General features: G+C 33.5%; 20 protein-coding genes. 11 read left to right on the plus strand and 9 right to left on the minus strand.

What is annotated here, in order from left to right; genetic code table 11:
- Nucleotides 1-218: 218 nt before the first annotated feature.
- From ACHRVX_RS06725 to lepA, 3 genes are all read left to right on the plus strand, one after another.
- Nucleotides 219-935, plus strand: a complete 717-nt coding sequence (locus ACHRVX_RS06725) for an NUDIX hydrolase (protein ID WP_395330536.1) — start codon at nucleotides 219-221, stop codon at nucleotides 933-935.
- A gap of 20 nt (nucleotides 936-955) precedes the next feature.
- On the plus strand, nucleotides 956-1,690 hold the full coding sequence (locus ACHRVX_RS06730) for an NrtR DNA-binding winged helix domain-containing protein (RefSeq protein ID WP_395330538.1): 735 nt from the start codon (nucleotides 956-958) through the stop codon (nucleotides 1,688-1,690).
- A gap of 165 nt (nucleotides 1,691-1,855) precedes the next feature.
- Complete coding sequence (gene lepA / locus ACHRVX_RS06735) at nucleotides 1,856-3,652, plus strand: translation elongation factor 4 (protein WP_395330540.1); 1,797 nt, start codon at nucleotides 1,856-1,858, stop codon at nucleotides 3,650-3,652.
- A 46-nt stretch (nucleotides 3,653-3,698) separates the two neighbouring features.
- Here lepA and ACHRVX_RS06740 read toward each other — a convergent pair whose 3' ends face one another.
- Nucleotides 3,699-3,857 (minus strand): hypothetical protein, encoded by a 159-nt coding sequence (locus ACHRVX_RS06740; protein ID WP_395330542.1) that lies wholly within the window; start codon nucleotides 3,855-3,857, stop codon nucleotides 3,699-3,701.
- Between the two features lie 83 nt (nucleotides 3,858-3,940).
- Here ACHRVX_RS06740 and ACHRVX_RS06745 point away from each other — a divergent pair, with 83 nt between their 5' ends.
- Complete coding sequence (locus ACHRVX_RS06745; protein ID WP_395330544.1) at nucleotides 3,941-4,567, plus strand: outer membrane beta-barrel protein; 627 nt, start codon at nucleotides 3,941-3,943, stop codon at nucleotides 4,565-4,567.
- Nucleotides 4,568-4,770: 203 nt separating this feature from the next.
- A complete protein-coding gene (locus ACHRVX_RS06750; protein WP_395330546.1) occupies nucleotides 4,771-5,727 on the plus strand; it encodes a helix-turn-helix transcriptional regulator in 957 nt (318 codons plus the stop codon).
- Nucleotides 5,728-5,793: 66 nt separating this feature from the next.
- On the opposite strand, the gene ACHRVX_RS06755 is transcribed toward ACHRVX_RS06750, so the two are convergent.
- Both ACHRVX_RS06755 and ACHRVX_RS06760 read right to left on the minus strand, forming a co-directional pair.
- Nucleotides 5,794-6,273, minus strand: coding sequence for a DinB family protein (locus tag ACHRVX_RS06755; protein WP_395330548.1), 480 nt, complete (start codon nucleotides 6,271-6,273; stop codon nucleotides 5,794-5,796).
- Between the two features lie 256 nt (nucleotides 6,274-6,529).
- A complete protein-coding gene (locus ACHRVX_RS06760) occupies nucleotides 6,530-7,462 on the minus strand; it encodes a 1-phosphofructokinase family hexose kinase (protein WP_395330550.1) in 933 nt (310 codons plus the stop codon).
- A gap of 280 nt (nucleotides 7,463-7,742) precedes the next feature.
- Here ACHRVX_RS06760 and thiL point away from each other — a divergent pair, with 280 nt between their 5' ends.
- Nucleotides 7,743-8,789, plus strand: a complete 1,047-nt coding sequence (gene thiL / locus ACHRVX_RS06765; protein WP_395330552.1) for a thiamine-phosphate kinase — start codon at nucleotides 7,743-7,745, stop codon at nucleotides 8,787-8,789.
- A gap of 82 nt (nucleotides 8,790-8,871) precedes the next feature.
- On the opposite strand, the gene ACHRVX_RS06770 is transcribed toward thiL, so the two are convergent.
- From ACHRVX_RS06770 to ACHRVX_RS06790, 5 genes are all read right to left on the minus strand, one after another.
- On the minus strand, nucleotides 8,872-9,567 hold the full coding sequence (locus tag ACHRVX_RS06770) for a response regulator (RefSeq protein WP_395330554.1): 696 nt from the start codon (nucleotides 9,565-9,567) through the stop codon (nucleotides 8,872-8,874).
- The gene (locus ACHRVX_RS06775; RefSeq protein WP_395330556.1) at nucleotides 9,564-11,615 is read right to left on the minus strand and encodes an ATP-binding protein; all 2,052 of its coding nucleotides are present in this window, start codon (nucleotides 11,613-11,615) and stop codon (nucleotides 9,564-9,566) included. The genes ACHRVX_RS06770 and ACHRVX_RS06775 overlap by 4 nt, the downstream gene beginning before the upstream one ends.
- A 95-nt stretch (nucleotides 11,616-11,710) precedes the next feature.
- The gene (locus ACHRVX_RS06780) at nucleotides 11,711-11,965 is read right to left on the minus strand and encodes a hypothetical protein (RefSeq protein WP_395330558.1); all 255 of its coding nucleotides are present in this window, start codon (nucleotides 11,963-11,965) and stop codon (nucleotides 11,711-11,713) included.
- Between the two features lie 173 nt (nucleotides 11,966-12,138).
- Nucleotides 12,139-12,948 (minus strand): LytR/AlgR family response regulator transcription factor, encoded by an 810-nt coding sequence (locus ACHRVX_RS06785; RefSeq protein ID WP_395330560.1) that lies wholly within the window; start codon nucleotides 12,946-12,948, stop codon nucleotides 12,139-12,141.
- Nucleotides 12,949-13,219: 271 nt separating this feature from the next.
- Nucleotides 13,220-14,761, minus strand: a complete 1,542-nt coding sequence (locus ACHRVX_RS06790) for a glycine--tRNA ligase (protein WP_395330562.1) — start codon at nucleotides 14,759-14,761, stop codon at nucleotides 13,220-13,222.
- A 98-nt stretch (nucleotides 14,762-14,859) separates the two neighbouring features.
- Here ACHRVX_RS06790 and ACHRVX_RS06795 point away from each other — a divergent pair, with 98 nt between their 5' ends.
- Nucleotides 14,860-15,543 (plus strand): ComF family protein, encoded by a 684-nt coding sequence (locus tag ACHRVX_RS06795; RefSeq protein ID WP_395330564.1) that lies wholly within the window; start codon nucleotides 14,860-14,862, stop codon nucleotides 15,541-15,543.
- 396 nt (nucleotides 15,544-15,939) lie between these two features.
- On the opposite strand, the gene ACHRVX_RS06800 is transcribed toward ACHRVX_RS06795, so the two are convergent.
- Nucleotides 15,940-18,618 (minus strand): reprolysin-like metallopeptidase, encoded by a 2,679-nt coding sequence (locus ACHRVX_RS06800; RefSeq protein ID WP_395330567.1) that lies wholly within the window; start codon nucleotides 18,616-18,618, stop codon nucleotides 15,940-15,942.
- A 194-nt stretch (nucleotides 18,619-18,812) separates the two neighbouring features.
- On the opposite strand from ACHRVX_RS06800, the gene ACHRVX_RS06805 reads away from it, so the two are divergent.
- The 4 genes from ACHRVX_RS06805 to ACHRVX_RS06820 all read left to right on the plus strand — a co-directional run bounded on the left by ACHRVX_RS06805 (nucleotide 18,813) and on the right by ACHRVX_RS06820 (nucleotide 22,909).
- On the plus strand, nucleotides 18,813-19,742 hold the full coding sequence (locus ACHRVX_RS06805; protein ID WP_395330569.1) for a bifunctional riboflavin kinase/FAD synthetase: 930 nt from the start codon (nucleotides 18,813-18,815) through the stop codon (nucleotides 19,740-19,742).
- A 515-nt stretch (nucleotides 19,743-20,257) separates the two neighbouring features.
- Nucleotides 20,258-20,695: a hypothetical protein gene (locus ACHRVX_RS06810; RefSeq protein WP_395330571.1), complete on the plus strand. Its 438-nt coding sequence runs from the start codon at nucleotides 20,258-20,260 to the stop codon at nucleotides 20,693-20,695.
- Between the two features lie 161 nt (nucleotides 20,696-20,856).
- Nucleotides 20,857-21,945 carry a biotin synthase BioB gene (gene bioB / locus ACHRVX_RS06815; protein WP_395330573.1) on the plus strand — a complete coding sequence of 363 codons (1,089 nt, stop codon included), beginning with the start codon at nucleotides 20,857-20,859 and terminating at the stop codon, nucleotides 21,943-21,945.
- Between the two features lie 82 nt (nucleotides 21,946-22,027).
- Nucleotides 22,028-22,909, plus strand: coding sequence for a cupin-like domain-containing protein (locus ACHRVX_RS06820; RefSeq protein ID WP_395330575.1), 882 nt, complete (start codon nucleotides 22,028-22,030; stop codon nucleotides 22,907-22,909).
- Nucleotides 22,910-23,054: the final 145 nt, after the last annotated feature.

Here is a 23,054-nt window from a genome sequence, read left to right on the forward strand (position 1 = left end):
ATAATATATTGGTTTAAACAGCCAAAAAAAATATCAAAAAAATAACGAATTAGCAATTTGACAATCAGTGGTTTAAGAATTATTATTTTAGAACAGCTTTTTCAAGCAAATCACAAACAATTGATTGTCAGAAAATTATTCCGTTAAAAAAAATATAAAGCTTTTATAAAGGCTACTATTCATTTTATTTATTTAATTTGTCAAAATTTAAATAGCATATGGTTAAAAATGTAGAGGACGATTCGGCTTTAAAAAATGAGCCAACCGCAATGAACGCGATCACGATTGACTGTGTGATATTTGGTTTTGATAAAGGAAGTTTAGAGGTACTTTTGGTACAGCACGGAGAAGGAATCAGTAAAGGAAAATGGGGACTTCCGGGAGGTTGGATCTATAAAAAAGAAAGTACTGATGATGCCGCCCATCGTTTATTGAACGAACTTACGGGTCTTGATAATATTTATCTGGAGCAGTTAAAAGCTTTTGGAGATCCGGACCGTTTCCCGCTTCGACGCGTTATTACGATTGGTTATTATGCGCTTGTAAAACGAGAAGATTATAATATTAAAGCCGGTTTTACTGCTGCTGATGCAAAATGGTACAAAATAAATAGCATTCCGGATTTGATTTACGATCATAACGAAATTTTATCTTATAGTTTACAGCATCTTCGTAATAGAGTTCGTCAGGCTCCGATAGGTTTTAATCTTTTGCCTGAAAAATTTACTTTACTACAATTGATGCATTTATATGAGGAAGTTTTAGGAATTGAAATGGACAAATCTAATTTCCGCCGAAAAATTCTGCACATGAAGTTATTAGTTGCGCTTGATGAAAAACAGCAAGATGTTTCACACAGAGCAGCAAAATTGTACCAGTTTGATTCGGCTATTTATAAAAAACTTACTGAAAAAGGATTCAATTTTGAATTTTAATAATCGCTTATAAAAGCAAAATGGAACCTTCATCTTCAAAAAGTACGCTCAAATCTGATCCTGATATAACGGTTGAAAAAAAACAGGTTATAGACGGCATTTCAATAGATTGTGTTATTTTTTCTTTCGATAAAAAAAACCTCGAAGTACTGTTAGTCCAACATGCCGAAGGAGCAAGTATTGGAAAATGGGGGCTTTTGGGAGGAAATTTATATCTGGATGAAAGTGTTGACAATGCTGCATTACGAATATTATATGAACTTACCAGTCTTGATACTATTTATCTGGAACAGCTAAAAGCATTTACTGACCCGGATCGTGTAAAAAGCACGAGAGTGATAACGGTTGGATATTATACTTTGGTCAACCGGGAAGATTATAATATTCAGGCCGGCAATTCTGTAATTGAAGCAAAATGGCACAAGATTAAAGATGTACCAAAGCTGATTTTTGATCATAACGAAATACTCGAATTTAGTTTGATGCAATTGCGCAATCAGGTTCGTCAGGCTCCAATTGGATTCAATCTGTTACCGGAAAAATTTACCTTATTGCAATTGATGCATTTGTATGAAGAAATATTAGGGATTGAGCTTGATAAGTCAAATTTCCGCCGAAAAATTCTGCACATGAAATTACTGGTTGCGCTTGACGAAAAGCAACAGGATGTTTCGCACAGAGCCGCAAAATTGTACAAATTTGATCCTGATATTTATAAAAAACTGACTGAAAAAGGGTTTAATTTCGAGTTTTAAAGGTGGTTTTAAAATTCAGATTCCAACTATATAAGAACAGCATTCCAGAATCCAAAACTTTGCGCTATCTTTGCGCCTTAATAACACGCTCAACAGCAATTGTTACAGCGTAAATTATACCCTGAAAATTACTTAAAAACTCGTTTAGAGAATTGATATATTAAAATGAAGAAGATACGTAACTTTTGCATTATTGCACACATTGACCACGGTAAAAGTACATTGGCTGACCGATTATTAGGCGCTACACAAACCGTTACAGCTCGTGAAGAAAAAGCTCAATTGCTTGACAACATGGACCTGGAACGTGAACGTGGAATCACTATTAAGAGTCACGCCATTCAAATGGAATATACTTATAAAGGAGAGGAATATATTTTAAATTTAATTGACACTCCCGGTCACGTTGACTTTTCATACGAAGTTTCACGATCTATTGCTGCCTGCGAAGGGGCACTTTTGATTGTTGATGCGGCACAAAGTATTCAGGCACAAACGATTTCTAATTTATATTTAGCTTTAGAAAACGACCTGGAAATTATTCCGGTTTTGAATAAAGTTGATTTACCTAGTGCGAATCCTGAAGAAGTTAGTGATGATATTATTGATTTATTAGGATGTAAATTAGAAGATATTATTCATGCTTCTGGAAAAACAGGTTTTGGTGTTGAAAATATTTTGGCTGCCATTATCGAAAAAATTCCACCTCCGTCAGGAAATGTTGATGAGCCGTTACAAGCTTTGATTTTCGATTCACATTACAATCCGTTTCGTGGAATTGAAGTTATTTTCCGTGTGAAAAACGGACAGATTAAAAAAGGGCAAAAAATTAAATTCATGGCTACCGGCAATGAATATTTTGCGGACGAAATTGGAACTTTAAAATTAAATCAGGTTCCTAAAAATGTAATTTCCGCAGGTGATGTTGGTTATTTGATTTCTGGAATTAAAGAAGCCAAAGATGTAAAAGTTGGGGATACGCTGACTGATGCTAAAACACCTACTACCAATATGATTACGGGTTTTGAGGATGTAAAACCAATGGTATTTGCCGGAATTTATCCAGTTGATACTGAAGATTATGAAGATTTGCGTTCTTCTATGGAGAAATTGCAACTGAATGATGCTTCGTTAGTTTTTACACCGGAAAGTTCTGCAGCGTTAGGGTTTGGTTTCCGTTGCGGATTCTTAGGAATGCTTCACATGGAAATTATCCAGGAACGTTTAGAGCGTGAGTTCGATATGACTGTAATTACTACGGTTCCTAACGTTTCGTATTTGGCTTATACCAAAAAAGATCCTGAAACTCCATTTGTAGTAAACAATCCTTCTGACTTACCTGAACCTTCACGTTTAGACCGAGTTGAAGAACCTTATATCAAAGCAACAATCATTACAAAAGCTGACTTTGTTGGAAACGTAATGAGTTTATGTATCGAGAAACGTGGTGTAATTACTAATCAAACGTATTTGACAACAGAACGTGTTGAATTGAATTTTGATATGCCATTGGCCGAAATTGTATTCGATTTTTATGATCGTCTTAAAACAGTTTCTAAAGGTTATGCTTCTTTTGATTATTCTCCGATAGGAATGAGAACTTCGAAATTAGTAAAACTGGACGTTCTTTTGAATGCTCAAACAGTTGATGCACTTTCTGCTTTAATTCACGAAGACAACGCTTATAACATCGGTAAAAAAATGACCGAGAAATTACGCGAATTAATCCCAAGACAACAATTTGATATTCCGATTCAGGCTGCAATTGGTGCTAAAATTATTGCTCGTGAAACCATTAAAGCACTTCGTAAAGACGTTACCGCAAAATGTTACGGTGGAGATATTTCACGTAAGCGTAAACTTCTTGAAAAACAGAAGAAAGGTAAAAAACGTATGAGACAAGTAGGAAACGTTGAAATTCCGCAAGAAGCGTTTATGGCTGTTTTGAAATTGAATGATTAGGTTTTTATTTTTTTAGAAGAAAGAATAAATAACAAAGAATATAGATTTAACCCGATGACGAAAGTTGTTGGGTTTTTTGTTGAAATGGAATCCATATTTTAATCAGTAAATGACCTGCCAACTCAACAAAACCAACGTTTTTGACCTTAAAACCATATAAGTAAATACTTATTAAAGGGGCGATTTTTAACTCAATAACTTTCATTTTTAACGCAGATGACTACATTTTAAGAAAAATTAAAATTTTAAAATATAACTTTAATCTTACAAACATTAAAAGTTATAATTATGAAAACTAAATTTTTTATTATTTTATCAATGCTTACTTTTTCATTTGCAAATGCGCAACAAACAGAAGCGGAAGCAGAAACAGAAATGAACTCTGCAAAAGGAATTACTTTTGAAAAAGGAGATATGTTCCTTGAAGGTTCTATTAAAATTAGTACTGGCGGCGAATCAGACTATTATGGTTTTAGTCCAAAATTTGGGTATTTACTAAACGACAAATTTGCTGTTGGAGCAAAACTAAATTACTCCAGTGAAAAAGAAGAAGCAGCTCCACAAGCAAAAACCAACGTATTCGGAGTTGGTGCTTTTGCGAGATACTACTTTTTAGAGTTAGACAAAAAACGTTTTAAAGCTTTTGCCGAAGCTGGTTTAGGTTTTGGAAGCAATAAGACTAAAATTACAGGAATTGAAGATGATACAGACAACAGTATTACGGCGGATATCACTGTTGGTTTAAACTATTTTGTGACCAAAAACATTGCGGTAACTTTTACATTGGCTAATGTGTTAGCGTATAATAGTGTTTCTCCTGAAAATGGACCATCATCAGATACATTTAATTTAAACATTAATTTATTTGAAAACATTTTCGATCAGCCACAATTTGGATTGTTGTACAGATTCTAGATTTATATCGCTTAAACCTTCAAAAAAAGCTGTCTCAATTTGGGACAGCTTTTTTTATTTATAGTAGATGTAACACATAATTTACTTTTCAGTTTTTTGTTTTGGACAATACTTGTCCTAATTTGGAACAAGTTTATTATTTCTTTAAACTCTGAACCTTTGTATCTTTGAACCTCTGAACCTTTTAAATCTCCAAAAAAAAAATGGACGAAACCCCAAAACGATTTGACCGCATTGTCGCTATTCTGATTCAATTACAATCTAAAAAAATTGTAAAAGCACAGGAACTAGCCCATCGTTTTGATGTTAGTTTAAGAACTATTTATCGCGATATCCGAACTCTTGAAGCTTCGGGAGTTCCTATTTATAGTGAAGCCGGAGTTGGTTATGCTTTAATGGATGGTTACAGATTACCTCCGGTTATGTTTACGCGTGAAGAAGTAAGCAGTTTTATCGCTGCCGAAAAACTGATGCAAAAATTTACTGATCCTTCATTGGGATCGCATTATGCATCGGCGATGTATAAGTTGAAATCGGTTTTGAGAGGTACGGATAAAGACTGGCTTTCAAATGTTGAATCGAGAATTTTAATGCAGGCTGCAGAGCCTTTATTTCATGACAGTTCGCCAAATACTCTGGCACTTTTGTTTGAAAGTATAGCGGAGAAAAAACAAATCATTTTATGTTATAAAACTTTAGAAGCCGAAGAACCCACTAAACGAAATATTGAACCCGTTGGCGTTTTTCATGATCATAATAATTGGTATTTTCTGGGTTATTGTCATTTACGAAAAGATTACCGACAGTTTAGAACTGACAGAATTCAAGGCATTAAAAAAACCGAATTTGATTTTACAATCGAACATGATTCTTTAGAAACGTATTTAGTTAAAAACGAAACAATACCAACTACAAAAGTTCGGATTTTAGTAGAGAAAAAAGTGCTTAATTATCTTCGTTACGAACAAAAATATCACGGTTTTGTTTCGGAAAAAGAAATAGGAAACCAAATCGAAATGACATTCATGTCACGTGATATACAGGAAGGTTTTCCGAGATGGATATTGATGTTTGGAGATTATGCCAGAATCCTTGAACCAGAAACACTCAGAACCAGAGTACTGGAACTTATTGAAACATATAAAAAAAGACATTCATAAAAAAACTCCTAAGACGAATTGAAATTCATCCCAGGAGTTTTTTTTATTAGTAATCTGTAAAAGAATTTATCTTTCCCAGAAAAAAGGAGGTTCAATTCCTAAAGCTCTTAGGTACACATATCCTTGTCCGCGGTGATGTACTTCGTTCTCAATAAAATACAAGATATTCTGAATCACCGGAAATTCATATTGACCAAAAAGATTAAAGGTTTCATTGAAATCTTCAATAGATAATTTTTCCCAATACTGATTGATTTCGGCTGTTGCTTCATCCCATTTTTCAAGATATTGTGCTTTAAATATCAATTTTTCTGATTCTTCGGCAAAAGCTTTTTCTTCTTTGTTTACAATTCCTTTAAGTCCCGGAACTGCAATTGCCAAAAGTTCATCTGTCAGTTTAGAGAAAGATCTCATTCCTCCTATTGAGAATTCGAAAAAATCTTTTTCAGGAAACAACTCAATTACGCGACGTGTAAGGGCACGATGACCTTGCCAGTGTTTCAATAAATCTTCGGGAGTAATTACTTGGGCAGCTAATGTTTGCATGGTTTTAAAGTTTTAATTATTTTAATACTCCAAAATTATTGAGGGTTGGTGACAACGGTTTGTCAACAGGAAATAAAAAAAACAGAAAATTTCTGTTATTTTATTTCAGTAGAGACGCACATCAGTGCATCTAACACAACGTAACACCATTTTATTTCCGCTACAGCAAACCCGACAGGTTTTAAAACCTTTCGGGTTTAGGACAAAACCCATAACTCATAACCCATAACTCATAACTCATAACCCATAACTTAAATTACTTATTCTTCAGCCATTCAAACAAACGATGGGCATCTTCATATTTGAATAATTGTGTTCCTTCATTCATTGTTGCAGCAGATCCGCAGGCAACTCCCCAGCGAATTACTTCTTTCAGGCTTTTGTTTTGTGAAATTGCCCAAACCATTCCGCCAACCATACTATCTCCTGCACCAACGGTACTTTTTTTGGCAACATTTGGTGCAGGAACATATTCATAATCCTCTTTTGTGACCAAAACTGCACCTTGAGGTCCAAGTGAAACTACTACAATTTCGGCTCCGTCTTTTGCAATTATTTTTTTGGCAGCTTCATTGACTTCTTCCATTTCCAGGCGTTCAACTCCCACTAATTTTGCTAATTCGCCTACATTTGGTTTTATCAGATATGCTCCGGTTTCTAAAACTTTCTGTAAAGCTTCTCCGGAAGTATCTACAATTAATTTTGAACTTGACTTCTTAGCAATTTCAGCTACTTTTTGATAAAAATCAGATGATAACCCTTCGTTTAGACTTCCGCTTGCTACAATAAATTTAGGTTTTAGATTTGAAATCGTTTCTAAGATTTTTTTAATTTCCGAATCTGATAAAACATCTCCGGTAAATCCGAAACGATATTGGGAATTTGTATTATCATCAACTGCAATAAAATTTTCTCTAGTTGCAGTTTCTGTTTCAATGGCTTCAAAATCTACTGTTTCTTTTTTCACTAAGTCTTTCAGCATTTCGCCCACCGGACCGCCGGAAGTAAAGATTGCTAATGAACTTCCGCGTAGGCGGGAAATAGCTTTAGAAACATTAATTCCGCCACCGCCAGCATCAAATTGCGGCTCTTTGCATCTTATTTTTTGTTCAGCAATTAAACCTGAAAAATGGGTGCTTTTGTCTACCGAAGGATTTACGGTCAAGGTAACTATATCAAATGTTTTCATAATTTGCTTTTTTATATCTCTTAAAGATCGGAAAAAAATGTTGTTTCTAAAAAGAAATTCAAATAGACAAAGCCGAGACGCACTGCTTTGCGTCTCTGCATACAAAATTTAAAAACTAAAACCTTCTTCAATCGCTAAGTGTAAATTAATTTGACACTATATAAAAAAGCTTACAGCAGCCTTTCTTTACACATAAATAAAGCCTTCAATGATAACTTCCCATTAATTCGATAAAACCTTTGTACCTTTGCGCCTTACAAACTTTGGAACTTAAAAAGAAATGATCGAAGATAAAAATCCGCAACGTACAAGTTTAGCGCAATTAGGTGAATTTGGCCTGATTGAACATTTAACCAAAAATTTTGATGTGACTCAGGAATCTACTTTAAAAAGTATAGGCGATGATGCTGCTGTTCTTGATTTTAAAGATAAAAAAGTAGTGGTTTCTACCGATTTATTGATTGAAGGTGTGCATTTTGATTTGGCTTATATGCCATTAAAACATTTAGGATACAAATCAGTCGTTGTAAATATATCTGACATTTGTGCCATGAATGCCAGACCAACGCAAATAACGGTTTCTGTGGCGGTTTCTAACCGTTTTCCACTTGAAGCTCTGGAAGAATTGTTTGAAGGAATTACACACGCTGCAAAAGAATATAAAGTTGATGTTATTGGCGGAGATACAACCTCATCGCAAAAAGGATTAATTATTAGTATTACCGCAATTGGTGAAGCTGATGCAGAGGAAATCGTTTATAGAAACGGTGCCAAACAAACGGATTTACTGGTTGTAACAGGTGATATTGGTGCTGCATATATGGGATTACAGGTTTTAGAACGTGAAAAACAGGTTTTTCAGGTGAATCCAAACAGTCAGCCTGATCTTGATATGTACAGTTATTTGATCGAACGCCAGTTAAAACCGGAAGCCCGCAAAGATGTTCGTACTTTATTACATGCACTTGAAATTAAACCAACTTCGATGATTGATATTTCGGATGGATTATCATCTGAGATTATTCATTTGTGCAAACAATCAAAAGTGGGTTGTAATTTATACGAAGACAAACTTCCGTTAGATCCGCAATTTATTTCGACTTGCGAAGAGTTCAATATTGACAGTACAACGGTTGCAATTAATGGCGGTGAAGATTATGAATTGCTGTTTACAATCGACATTAATGATTTTGACAAGATAAAAGGAAATCCTAATTTCTCTGTTATTGGTCATATGGCTGACGAAAGCGAAGGAATAAATCTCGTGACACGTGCCAATACTCAGATTCCTTTAAAAGCCCGTGGTTGGGATGCTTTGTCTGAATAAATTCTTAAAATTCAAATAAAAAAATTCCAAATTCCAATACTAATCATGTCATTGGAATTTGGATTTTTTTATTTGGAATTTCTTAAAAAAGCCCTTTACTCCTGGCCTCTTTCACTAATTCTTCATCTGAACCTTTTACTTTGAGTAATTCTTTCAGGCTTACTTTACGTTTTTGGATTGCATTTAATGAAATCGGAATATAATGTGGCATATCTTCGACACTTGTTCCTTTTGATAAATGAAACAAGATCTGTTTATCAAACTCATCAATTTCAATTGAATTATGAGGCGACTGATCAAGTATTTTCTGAACTGACTGGCTGTAATATTTATCGTTTTTCATCACTTTATCAAAAGCATAAAGCAATTCATCAAAGGTAAGATCGTTTTTAATAACCAAGCCATTGGGTTTTATGGTTCTGATAATCGTTTTGATTTTCAGTAATTCTGTATACATTGTTAATAAAATAACTTTGCAACGTGGCATTTTATCTAAGATTAGCTTTGCCAGATCTTCGCCTGAAAAAATATCTTTTTCCTCATAAGCCGGCATACTAATGTCTAAAAATGCTACATCAAATTCTGGAGTTTTCTCATCCTGAATTAAATCATAACCTGATTTACAATCATGAGCCTGCAGGATTAAAAATTCATATTGTTCCGGATTGTAACGCGTTATCGCATTTTTATATCCTTCGATAATAAAGGGATGATCATCAACAATTAAAATATTTTTTTTTATTAATTGAGAATCTGTGGCATTTGAGTCAACTATCATGTATTGTGTAGGTTAATTTTCTGATCTATTGGGATTTTGATTACAAGAAAGGTTCCTTCTCCTTTTGCTGATTTTAAGGCAACTGTACCTTTACATTCTGCTGCTCTGTATTGAATATTATGCAATCCTATGCCTTTTTTTGTTTTTTGGGGATTAAAGCCAACTCCATCATCAAAAATTGAAACAACTAAATGATCTACTTCGCTTTTAAATTCAATTGTAATGGTATTTGCATCTGCATATTTATTACAGTTCTGAAGCGCTTCCTGAACAATTCTGTACAAATTAATTTTAACGGCATTGCTTACCAAATCCCATTTTATATTAGAATCAAAAGTGGTAATTAAATTTGAATCGTAGGTGTTTTGTTGATCTTCGAATAATTTGTTTAAAATCGCAATAAAATTATTAATTAATTCGGATTTCTCTCTATTTAAATCGTGGGAAATTTCACGGATATCCTGTTCGATATTTTTTAGTTCTGTTAAATATTTTTTTCTTTTTGGTGCTGCATCTGCCTCATCCACTTTATCCAGACTGTCTAAACTAATTCTGACTCCAAACATTCTTCCTAAAACGCCATCATGTAAATCCTGCGCTACTTTTTTCTTTTCCTTAATACGAGTGAGTTCAATATCGTTTTGCTGGGAAATCATCAAATTATAAATGTCCTCGTTTGCAATTTGCTGTTGTTGTTTAAAAAGTAACTCCCTGTTTTTTGCTTGTTGTGTTTTGTAAACATAAAAAAACAAACCTATTAAAGTACAAATACTAAAAATGTAAATTAAAGTTTTATTTTTCTCCTGCAGATTCGAATTCTGATCTTTTATTTCGCTGGTTTCATATTCGATACGGGAGAATTTTTCCCCCATTTTTCTTTCCGCTTTTACTAATTTTTCATTAATTTCTATATATTCTTTTGAATATTTCGGAGCATTCTTTGGATCAACAATGGCAATCTGTTTAAGAGCATCTAATGTATTACTTAATTTATTTGAACTTCGGGATAAATTTAAAGCTTGTTTAGAAAATTGAAACGCTCTTAGTGTATCTTTTTTATATTCATAATATTCAGATAAATGTATTTTATTTAAGATAATTCCTGATGTAAGATTTAAACTATCCCTAATTCTCAAAGCATCATAAAATTGCCCGGGAAGTCCATTAGATTCTTTTGATTTAAACTTAGAATAGGCTAAATTATCTAAAAGCATAGCATATAATGTGACACTATCTTCGTATAAATCCTTTTGTTCCAAACCTTTTTGAAAATACATTTTTGCCTTTTGATAATTAGCCATACTTAAATAAACAAATCCTATATTATTTAATGAAGTTGCCTTCAATTGTAATTCTAATGGAATTGATTTATCATCTAAAGTAGATAATGCTTTATTATGAAACTCCAGGGCTTTATTATACTCTTCACGTTCATTGTATAATACTCCCAAAAGATTATAACAATCATAAAGTTGATTATTAACATTTTTTTGCTTTTTCAAAATTTTAAGAGCCTTAAAAACAGTTATCTCACTTTCAAAATAATCTGCTTCGGAAAACTGTAAATCTGCTTTAAGTAAAAAAGTTTTAGCAAGATTAAATTCATCCTTTACTCTCAAATATATTTTTTCTGCTCTAAAGTAATTTAAGAAAGCACTATCTGAAATAGTTTGCGATCTATAATAATCTCCTAAATAAGTATAAGCCTTAGCCATACCAGACGAATCTTTACTTTTTATGGATTTTTCGAGAATTACTTTTGATGTTTTTTGATATGATTTCCAATCGCTCATATTATAATAACGATTAGCAACTTTAAACAAATTTACTCTATTAATAGAATCATCACTTTGCCTCATAATTACATCAAATGCTTTCTGATTATATTTTTGTTTGTATTTATAAGGCAAATTAATATCGCCCGCCAGTGACAGATATATAGGCAGACTATCTTTTGAAGAATTTACATTTTCATTTTGCGCACTTTTATGGGTACAACCAAATAGTACAAGAAGTAAAAACAATAATATCTGAGAATGTTTTTTCAATGTATCTCTTTGATTTTTATCAAAAATACTAAAACTATGGACATAAAAAAAGGTTGCCAAAAATTGACAACCTTTATTATATTATTTTATTAGTATTAGTCTAATTTTATCATAGATCTCGTTGATTGACTGTCATAATTAAAACTATTTGACTGCTTAGAAGATGATTTAAAATCTGAAGTGCCGTAAACGTCAAGCTTTTTACCCATTGGTGTTGTTTTTTGACCGCCACCACCATCGATACTAACTATATTATCTGAATGCAAAATTGATTTTTTTTCTGGAGTTTCAAATGAAGTTGCTACTAATACTGTAGAAATTAATGCGAATGTTAAAGCTGCTTTTTTCATGATTTGGGGGTATTAAATTTTTGATTTTTGTTTTGGAGAATCATCGCTTTGTGCGAATCATGGTGTAAAACTAGTTCCAAATTCAAAGAAAATTTATACAAAAAAACAGGTTTATGGTAGATCATGCCCAATTGATAGTCAATGGACAGTAAATTAATGTAAATGCTTAATTATTAGACTTCTAAGTAATTTCCTATAGAAAAATCAGCGATAATTAAATCGACATTTGATTTGTAGGTTTTAGAAAAAGGAATCTTTTTTGAAGAGTTTTTTATGTAACAAACTGAGTTTCCGTTATGAATTCTCGAAATGTAATTTTTATTGATAATATAACTGTTGTGAATTCTTACAAATGGATGTGATAATATAGCTTCAAAATGCTTTAATGTTTTAAATGCTGTGATCATATCGCCGGAATTCAGGAAAATGTCTGTTGAATTATTATCTGCCTGAAAATAACAAATATCATTAGAATTAATATACCGGTAATCGCCATATGATTTAATGCATATAATAAGCGGTTGCTCTGCAACTTGTGAGGTTTGTATTAACGGAAGAACAGAAGTACTATTTTCGTTTCTTATTTCGACTGAATTAGTTTCTGACACATTTTTTTTGACCTTTAAAATGGTCTTTATAAAATCTATTGGCTGGACCGGTTTTAAAAAATAATCAAAAACCCCATATTGAATGGACTCATAAGCGAGTTCCTTTTTTTTTGTTGTAATAATTATTTTGGGTAAAATAGATAAAAACCTGTGAAGTTCGTTTATAAGCTCAAGCGATAGTTTACTTGATACATCTTCAGGTTCAATTTCTAAAAAAACAATAGCCGGTTTGTATTCTAAAACCAAATCCAAACCTGATTGATAATTCGTAGCCGACGCCAAAAAAGTCAATTCTGAAAAACCATTAGCAATTGTTTTGGTTTCCAAAATACTTTCAGCATCATCGTCAATAATAATATACGAATACTTTTTCAATATTGGTTTTTATTAATTTTTCATGAACCGTTGACCACTATTGATTTAAGCTGGATCAATACTCTTGAAAAAAAATTATTTTTTTGCGTTTTTATCCCTATTAAAATTACGAATTTCAATTGCTCAAACATTTCATTGTTAACACATTATAAACAAATGTTAAAATATAAAGATGAAATGCAAATATCATCGACAAAATACACATTTATAATTAAAAAAAAACCCAAATTCCGATATGGAATTTGGGTTTTATATAAAATAGTTTAAAAATTTACATTTTCATCAACCAGTTTTTCATTGAAACTTCACTTTCGATGATATCTTTTAATTCAGAAATCTTAACACGATCTTGTTTCATAGAATCTCTATGACGAATTGTTACTGTTTCGTCTTCGATTGTCTGGTGATCTACTGTAATACAAAATGGCGTTCCAAGAGCATCTTGTCTTCTGTAACGACGTCCTACAGCATCTTTTTCATCATATGCCACACTAAAATCCCATTTTAAATCGTCGATGATTTTTTTCGCGATATCCGGCAATCCGTCTTTTTTAACTAATGGTAAAATAGCGGCTTTTGTTGGTGCTAAAACTGATGGTAATTTTAAAACCGTTCTTGTTGAACCATCTTCAAGAGTTTCTTCTTTTAATGAAGTTGCAAAAACAGCTAAAAACATACGATCTAATCCTACTGAAGTTTCAACTACATATGGCACGTAATTTTCATTCAGTTCCGGATCAAAATATTGTAGTTTTCTACCTGAGAATTTTTCGTGCGCTTTTAAGTCAAAATCGGTACGCGAGTGAATTCCTTCTAATTCCTTGAATCCAAATGGGAAATTGAACTCGATATCAGCGGCAGCATTTGCGTAGTGTGCTAATTTTTCGTGATCGTGAAAACGATAATTCTCTTTTCCTAATCCTAGAGACAAATGCCATTTTAAACGAGTTTCTTTCCAGTATTCATAAGATTGCATTTCTTCGCCCGGACGAACGAAAAATTGCATTTCCATTTGTTCAAATTCACGCATACGGAAAATAAATTGTCTTGCAACAATTTCATTTCTAAATGCTTTACCCGTTTGAGCAATTCCAAAAGGAATTTTCATACGACCTGATTTTTGTACGTTCAGGAAATTCACAAAAATACCCTGAGCCGTTTCCGGACGCAAATATAAATCCATTGCAGTATCTGCAGAAGCGCCTAATTTTGTCCCGAACATTAAATTGAACTGACGCACTTCTGTCCAGTTTCTTGAACCGGTTTCAGGATCAGCAATTTCTAATTCTTCGATTAAAGCTTTTACATCCTCTAAATCTCCATTTCCTAAAGAACGTCCTAAACGCTCTCTAATTTCTGTTTCTTTAGCTAAATATTCAATAACTCGGGCATTTGTCGTAACAAATTCCTCTTCGTTGAATGCATCTCCAAAACGAGCTTTTGCTTTTTCGATTTCTTTTTTAGCTTTTAGATTTAACTTTTCAGCATAATCTTCTACTAAAACATCAGCTCTATATCTTTTCTTTGAATCTTTATTATCAATTAACGGATCATTGAAAGCATCAACGTGTCCTGAAGCTTTCCAAGTCGTTGGGTGCATTAATATTGCAGCATCAAGTCCTACAATATTCTCGTTCATCTGAACCATTGATTTCCACCAATATTCACGGATATTCTTTTTTAATTCGACACCATTTTGTGCGTAATCATATACTGCACTCAATCCATCGTATACTTCGCTTGACGGAAAAATATATCCGTACTCTTTTGCGTGCGAAACCACATTCTTTAATAAATCTTCTTGTTTTGCCATAGTGATGCAAAAATATAAAAAGTCCGATTAAAAAAAAGAAAAATAACAAAGATTGAAGGATTGATTTCGTTATTTTTGTAACTAAATTCTTTCTATTTGTGTTTAATTATATTATTAACCTGTTTTTCCCTAAAGTTTGTGCGGGCTGTCATACTATTTTGATTCCCGCCGAAACTGTTTTATGTACTAATTGCCGACATGAAATACCGCTGACACAATATCATTTAGACCCAAAAAACGAAGCTGTCAAAAAATTTTATGGCAAAATTGCTATTGAACATGCGTCGGCACTTTTATATTTTACCAAAAAAGGCATCGTTCAGGAACTAATCCACAACCTCAAATACAAGGGTCACGAAGAAATTGGTACCGTTTTAGGAAATTGGTATGTTGAGGATTTAAAGGAATTGGTTTTAGAAACTCCTTTTGATGTTGTAATTCCTGTGCCTTTACATCCTAAAAAGTTCAGGGAACGCGGCTACAATCAGGTTACGACTTTTGGTGTGGCTGTCGCCGAAGGTTTGGATATTAGTTATAATACAGGCATTTTGTATCGAAAGAAATATTCTAAAACACAATCAAAAAAGAATCTGGCAGGAAGATCTGATAATATCGAAGATATATTTGATGTCACTTTTACAGAAGAAAATCAAAACAAACACTTTTTAATTGTCGATGATGTTTTAACAACCGGCGCAACTCTTGAAGCTTGTTCACGGGCTTTATTAAAAATTCCCGGAGCCAGAATCAGCATTGTTTGCATGGCAATGGCTAATTCTTAAATTTATTTTTTGCCCACGGGTTTTACGGATTAAACGGGTGTACGCTGGTTTTTTTTTGCCACGAATTTCACGAATTAGCACGAATTTGTTTTTACAATTCATGGCTAAAATCAATCTGTGAGAATCAGTTTAAATCTGTATAACCCGTGGGCAGAATCACAAGTGTTTTCTTTACTAGTAGCCACGGGTTTTACGGATCAAACGGATTTACGCTGGTTTTTTTTTATTGGTTCGCTTAGATTTTCATAAAACGAAATGCTAAAAAAAAACCACAAATTTCCCAAATTAATTCGTATTAATTCGTGAAATTCGTGGCTGATATATTTGATCGTATCGCGATTAAACAATATAAAATCGTGACAATCTGTTTAATCCGTAAAACCCGTGGGGAACAAATTAATTAATTACTATTTTCTTCACAGTTCTTCTGTCTCCATCAATAATGGTAACAAAATACATTCCTGATGAAACATCTGAAAGCTGAATGTTTTGATTAAAATAAGAGGTGATATTATAAGAATTAGAATAGATCTGTTTTCCTAAAATATCATGTACATAAACCTGAACTCTGTTGATAGAGTCGCTTGAAAATTGGATTGTAAAGTTTCCTTTATTTGGATTAGGATACAGGACTAATTCTACATTGCTTAAATCCGGCGTTCCTAATGTAAAAGTCTGGTTGCAAATATTTACCGATGCCGAGTTTATTGTTCCTCCATTACCGGAAACCGCATCACGAACTCTAAACGTCCAGGTTCCCTGAGGATTTTCGCCATTAAAAACGCTTAATGCTTCAAGTGGAACAACAATTTGACTTGTGGTCTTTGAACAATCTAATGGAACTCCAGAATCATCAAACTGAAGTGCAAGTGTAGATTTTATGTTTCCGCAACTTCTATTGTAAACGTTCACAATTGTTCCTTTTGGACTTACCATTTGAATTTCAAGATCCGAAAGTCTGTCGTGTGTTACATTTACTAAAACATCAACATCAGAAACTGATCCGGTTGAAGCTGGAACATTTACCGTTCTGGTTGAAAAAGTTGGCTGAAAAGGTATTGCAAAACTGTTTCCGAAACTATACGAATCACAAGTTGTTGTGGCGGTATACCCTACTGCAAAAGGTTTGCTGTTTATGGCGTAATAAACATTTGCTGTTGGCGCTACCATAAGTCTGCAATTTGTTGATGCTTGTATACTTGTAGGAATCTGAACTGTTTCAGAACCATCATTTGCGGTATTTGAAACTAATGTTATAGGAAATGTTAAACCTCCGTCAGTTGATAATTTGATATTTACATTTGATGAACCTTGCAAAGTATTGGTGTTATTTACATTCCAGGTAATGGTTTGACTTGATCCCAGTTGCCAGCTAACATCGTTTCCGTTTTGAGAAGTTACTGTAAATGGTCCCGCAGTTGCCGCCACATTTACAATCATAGCATCTGTACTGGTTTGAGCTGTTCCTTGTGCGGCATTATCTCTTCCTGTTAAAGTAAAATGCAACGTTCTTGCAATAGACGAAACAGATTCCCAGGTTGTGGTTAATTTATTTTCAAGAACAGTGCTTAAAGTTGGCATATAACGAACCGGAGAGCTTGTTGGAATCAAAGATCTAAACAACGGACCATCAGGTTTTGTAGGATATGCAATACTGTTAGAAGTCGAAGTTGTTGTTGCACTATCATTTTGTTCCCAAGTGTAAGTAACAGTTCCGCCTTCAGGATCTGAACCTGTTCCGGTTAAAATAAATGGTGTACTTATTGGGATTGTATAATCTGATCCGGCATTAATAGTTGGCGGATTATTAGTAATAGCTGTACTAACGGGACAGGTTTTTGAAGCAAGATTATTTTGAATTTGAAAAATGCTGGCAAAAGCAAAATAGTCATCAGAATTCTCCTGAACATCATAATCTGTGATTCCTGCATATCCCATAACCGTTGAACCACTTCCGGGTTCAACATTTGTTCCTGTTCCTTCAATACCATACGAAAAAGTATGAGTTGCGCCTAACTGATGCCCTATTTCATGCGCTACAAAATCAATGTCAAAAGTGTCTCCTTGCGGTTTCCCGTCTGATGGTGACGTATAAGCGCTTCCTTTTGCAGTAATATTTGACGATGTTGGACTATCGCAGATACATCCTATACAACCGGCATTACCTCCGCCTCCGGAACCTCCAAATAAATGTCCGAGATCATAATTTGCCTCGCCAATTACACTTGTTATATTATTTTGCGCTTCTACATTCCAAACCTGAATATCATCACGATTTGGATAATTTTTTATTCCGTCCGCGGCGTTAGAATACGGATCTGTTGCTGCATTGGTGTAAATAATAGCATCATTTGTAGCAATCAACAATAATTGTACGGCAAGATCACGATTAAAAACTCCGTTAACCCTGGTCAGAGTTGCGTTCATTCCCGCTAAAGCACCCGCTTTTGTTCCGCCAAAAAAAGCAGTATATTCTCCGGTAGAAGAAAGTGCTAATCTCAACGTTTTAAAAACTTTATTGCTCGCGGTCGTTTTTGATGTTGATGGTTTATTTTTATTCGAAAGTACACCTGTAGTTTTACAAGTTAAACTTCTTGAAGTTGCATCATTTTTAGCAAATACCATATATTGCGCTTTATCATCCGGATTTTGCTCTATATATTCAGATGGTTTATCAGCACGCAATACCATTGTCTGGAATCCAATTGGCGCTATGCTAAAGTGAATTTTAGCCGTTTTATCATCGATTCCGTTTCCTTCGTAAGCTCTTATTTCCGGATATTTTGCCTGTAATTCCGGTTCAAAATTAGAGGATTCCCAAACTGTAAATCGTTCTAAAACACCATTAGAATTTGGAATAGTAATTTCCGTACTGCTTTTTGCGGTTTTAGTCGCAGCTGAAAGTTTATTTTTTAAAAAGTCGATATTAAGCTTATAATAAAGTCTTTCCGGGTCTGATGAATTTGCTCTTTTGGTTACAGAATTTGAACTGACTTTTTGCCACAAATCATCATTTTGTGCATGAATCGTTGCACAACAAAAAATAAAAAACAAAAAAAGTAGATTTTTTTTCATACTTGAAGGCTATTAAAGATTCAAAATTAAGTGAATTAAATTAAATTCTTACATATATACGACAATTAATGCTTTTTTGTCGACGAGTTGCTTCATTTTCACAAAAAGAAACCAATTCGCATCAAAATTCAATTGGGCTTAGTATTAAATTCAAATTAGATAGTATAAATTTGCACCATCTTAAATTATTTGTTTTGAAGCTTTTTCATTCTATAAACGATTTTCAGTCAACCAAGAAAACGATTTTAACTCTTGGTACCTTTGACGGCGTACATATTGGTCACAAAAAAATTCTTGAACGAATTACTCAAAATACTGAAAACGGAAAATATGAGAGTTTAGTACTTACTTTTTTTCCACATCCAAGAATGGTTTTACAGGAAAAATCAGAAATTAAACTTTTGAATACCATTTCTGAAAAAACTAAACTTCTGGAAGCAACCGGAATTGAAAATCTTGTAATTCATCCGTTTAACGAAAGTTTCTCCCGATTAACTGCGGAAGAATTTGTGCATTCTATTTTAGTGGATCAATTTCATATTCAGAAAATAATTATTGGACACGATCATCGTTTCGGAAGAAACAGAACGGCTAATATTGACAATTTAATTGCTTTTGGAGCAGAATATGGTTTTGAAGTAGAACAGATTTCGGCTGAGGAAATTCAGGATGTTTCAGTAAGTTCGACGAAGATCAGAAAAGCTTTAAACGAAGGAAATATGGCTCTTGCCAATGAATATCTGGGGTATTCTTATTTTTTATCAGGCGAAGTTGTAAAAGGAAAACAATTAGGAAGAACTATTGGTTTCCCAACTGCGAATATTAAAATTGATGAAGAATATAAGCTGATTCCAAAAATTGGTGTTTATGCCGTTAAAGCGTTAATTGGTGAAAAGGAAGTTTTCGGGATGATGAATATTGGATATAATCCTACTGTAAATGGACAAAACCAAACTATCGAAGTGAATTTATTTGACTTTGATGAAGATATTTACGGTCAAAAAATTGAAGTTTCATTATTACAATATCTTCGCGAAGAGCAAAAATTTGGCTCTCTTGATTTGCTTAAGGCCCAATTAAATCAGGATGAAAAGGATGCGTTGGCATTTATTAGGGCATTGTAGACATGTAGTCCCGCTGGGACAAAATTAATCTTTTACATTTTTTTTCTACCAATATGTAATCTCTCCGAGATATCTTTTTAATGCGTTAAATATACATTTGAAAAAACAAATCATTTTTCTACCAACATATAATCTCTCCAAGATATCTTTTTTATGCGTTAAATATACATTTGGAAAAAACAAATTATTTTCTACCAATATATAATCTCTCCAATATATCTTCTATAAGCTAAAATATACTCGGAAGAAACAAAATTCATTTACAATCTTCGCAACATACTCCGCTAGGAGTTAAATATTGGTAACAAAAACATCGACGCAAAACAAATAAAATTCCCATCGGGACTATACTTTTAGTAAATAATTTTTTAAATATCTGCGTTACTTTTTATTACTTTTCTAATGACCATTTCTTTTCCTTCACTTTTAAATCATCGTAGCTATATTTTTATTAAATTTGATATAGAACTCTGTTTATCAAAGATTTAATATTAACTTCTATAAAAATAACCATTATGAATTTACCTAAAGAAATTACCAACGGTTTTTTGATTTTCCTCGGAATAGGCATTTATTTTTTATTGATGAGTTTATTAGGGCTTTCTCATTTATTTTACCTGAGAACCTTAAATGTATTTTTTATCTTTTATGGTGTAAACAGAACGATGCAAATGAATCTGAAGGAAGGTGAAACTAATTTTGTATCGAATGCGGTTTCTGCAATGACAACTTCTGTAGTGGGAGTTTCATTTAGTGTCCTGGGATTATTAATTTACAGTTATGCCAGAGGTGGCGATGCTTATGTTGAAACGCTTTCTAAAACTTTTATGTTTGGCGGAGACCCATCTGTACCTACCTATTGCATTTGCCTGCTTTTTGAAGGACTTGCCTCATCTGTCATTGTTACTTTAATGATGATGCTGTACTGGAATAATAAATATGTAGCCGATTAATTCTTAGAAATAAACAAAATCGCCCTAAAATCATCATCACAATTATATGATTTTAGGGTGTTTTTTGTTTTTAGAATATCTCCTAAGAAATCATTTACAAAATTCAACGTTTGGTGATTAAAACAATTTAATTACTTTTGATTCACAAAAACAATGTATCAATGAGCATTACAAAACACAACTGGACTAAAGACGAGATAATCGCCATATATAATAAACCTTTGATGGACCTGCTTTATGAAGCGGCAACAATACACAGAGAAAAACATGATCCTAACGTTGTTCAGGTATCTACTTTGCTTTCTATTAAAACGGGAGGATGTCCTGAAGATTGTGGTTATTGCCCTCAAGCTGCGCGCTATAATACAGGAGTTGAAGGAAATGATTTAATGAGTGTAAGTCAGGTTAAAGCTCAGGCTTTGCGTGCAAAATCAAGCGGATCATCGCGTGTTTGCATGGGTGCGGCATGGAGAAATGTAAAAGATGGTGAAGAGTTTGATCAGGTTTTAGAAATGGTTCGTACTATTAATAAACTGGATATGGAGGTTTGCTGTACTTTAGGCATGATTACCGAAAATCAGGCGCAGCGTTTAGCAGAAGCCGGTTTATATGCTTACAATCATAATTTAGATACCTCTGAAGAATATTATAAAGATGTAATTTCAACCCGTGGTTTTGAAGATCGTTTGCAGACTATTGAAAATGTTCGTAAAACGAACGTTACGGTTTGCAGCGGAGGAATTATAGGAATGGGAGAAAATATCGAGGACAGAGCGGGAATGCTTGTAGCACTTTCAACTTTAAATCCTCAGCCGGAATCTGTGCCAATTAATGCTTTGGTTGCAGTTGAAGGAACTCCGATGGAAGAAGAAAAACCTGTTGAAATCTGGGAAATGATCAGAATGGTGGCTACTACCAGAATCGTAATGCCGGATACACAGGTTCGTTTGTCTGCAGGAAGAACTAATATGAGCCGCGAAGGTCAGGCAATGTGCTTTTTTGCCGGTGCCAATTCTATTTTTGCAGGAGATAAATTGCTTACAACGCCAAATCCTGATGTTCAGGAAGACATGAAAATGTTTGACCTACTAGGTTTGATTCCGCAAAAGCCATTTGTTAAGGTTTCACAACCTCAAACAGTAGAAGCTGCCGATTCTCAGTTTACTCCGCTTGGCGAAAAACCAAGATGGTCAAGACCGGGACATACAATTGAACGCAACCTTGAAGCTTCGATTAAAGCAAAAATTTAATTAAATGAGTTAATACTTCTCGACAAATATTTTTAAATTGCTTGTAGCACTGAGCTATAAGCAATTTTTTTATTTTAAAGAGATGAAGTTACAACAAATCCAAAGGGTAAAAAAGATCTCAAAATCTGATTTTATTTCCCAATATGTCAAAAAACAAATTCCCGTTGTTGTTGAAGAGCTAACCGAAGACTGGCCGGCTTATCATAAATGGAAATTAAACTATATCAAAGATATCGCCGGCGATACTGTCGTTCCTTTATACGACAACAGACCTGTTAATCATGAAGATGGCTTTAATGAAGCGCATACTAAAATGAAAATGGGCGATTATATCAATTTATTAGAGTCAAGGCCTACCAATTACCGTATCTTTCTTTATAATTTAATGAAGGAAGTTCCTACTTTAAAGAGTGATTTTTTATGGCCGGATATTGGTTTGAGATTAGTCAAGCAGTTGCCAATGTTATTTTTTGGCGGTGAAAACTCAAGGGTATTCATGCACTATGATATTGATTATTCGAATATTTTGCATTTCCATTTTCATGGAGAAAAACAATGTATGCTTTTTGCGCCGGATCAATCCAAATATATGTACAAGGTTCCGCACGCTTTAATTTCACGAGAAGACATTGATTTTGACAATCCCGACTATGAAAAATTTCCTGCCCTTGAAAATGCCGAAGGTTTTATCACGAATCTTAAACATGGAGAAATGTTATACATGCCCGAAGGTTACTGGCATTATATGAAATATTTAACTCCCGGATTTTCTATGAGTTTGCGTTCTTTCCCTAAAAGTATTGTCAACTTATCTAAAGCGGCTTATAATATTTTTATTATGCGTCATTTTGATATTTTAATGCGAAAAGTAAAAGGTCAGAAATGGATTGATTACAAAAATGAGAAAGCAATGCAGAATACCCACGGAAATTTAGAAAAGACGTTTTTAAGAAAAGTGTCGTAATATTTTTTATTATAAACTATAATTTCTGCGTTCTATTAATCGTTTTATAATTTCTTCTATAAATAATACTTCTCTCCGGGACTCTAAAAACTCGAGTGGATTGTTATATTTATAGCCAATGATTCATAGGGTTTATAAAGCTCCA

This window comes from Flavobacterium sp. FlaQc-47 (assembly GCF_044006475.1).
GTDB lineage: Bacteria > Bacteroidota > Bacteroidia > Flavobacteriales > Flavobacteriaceae > Flavobacterium.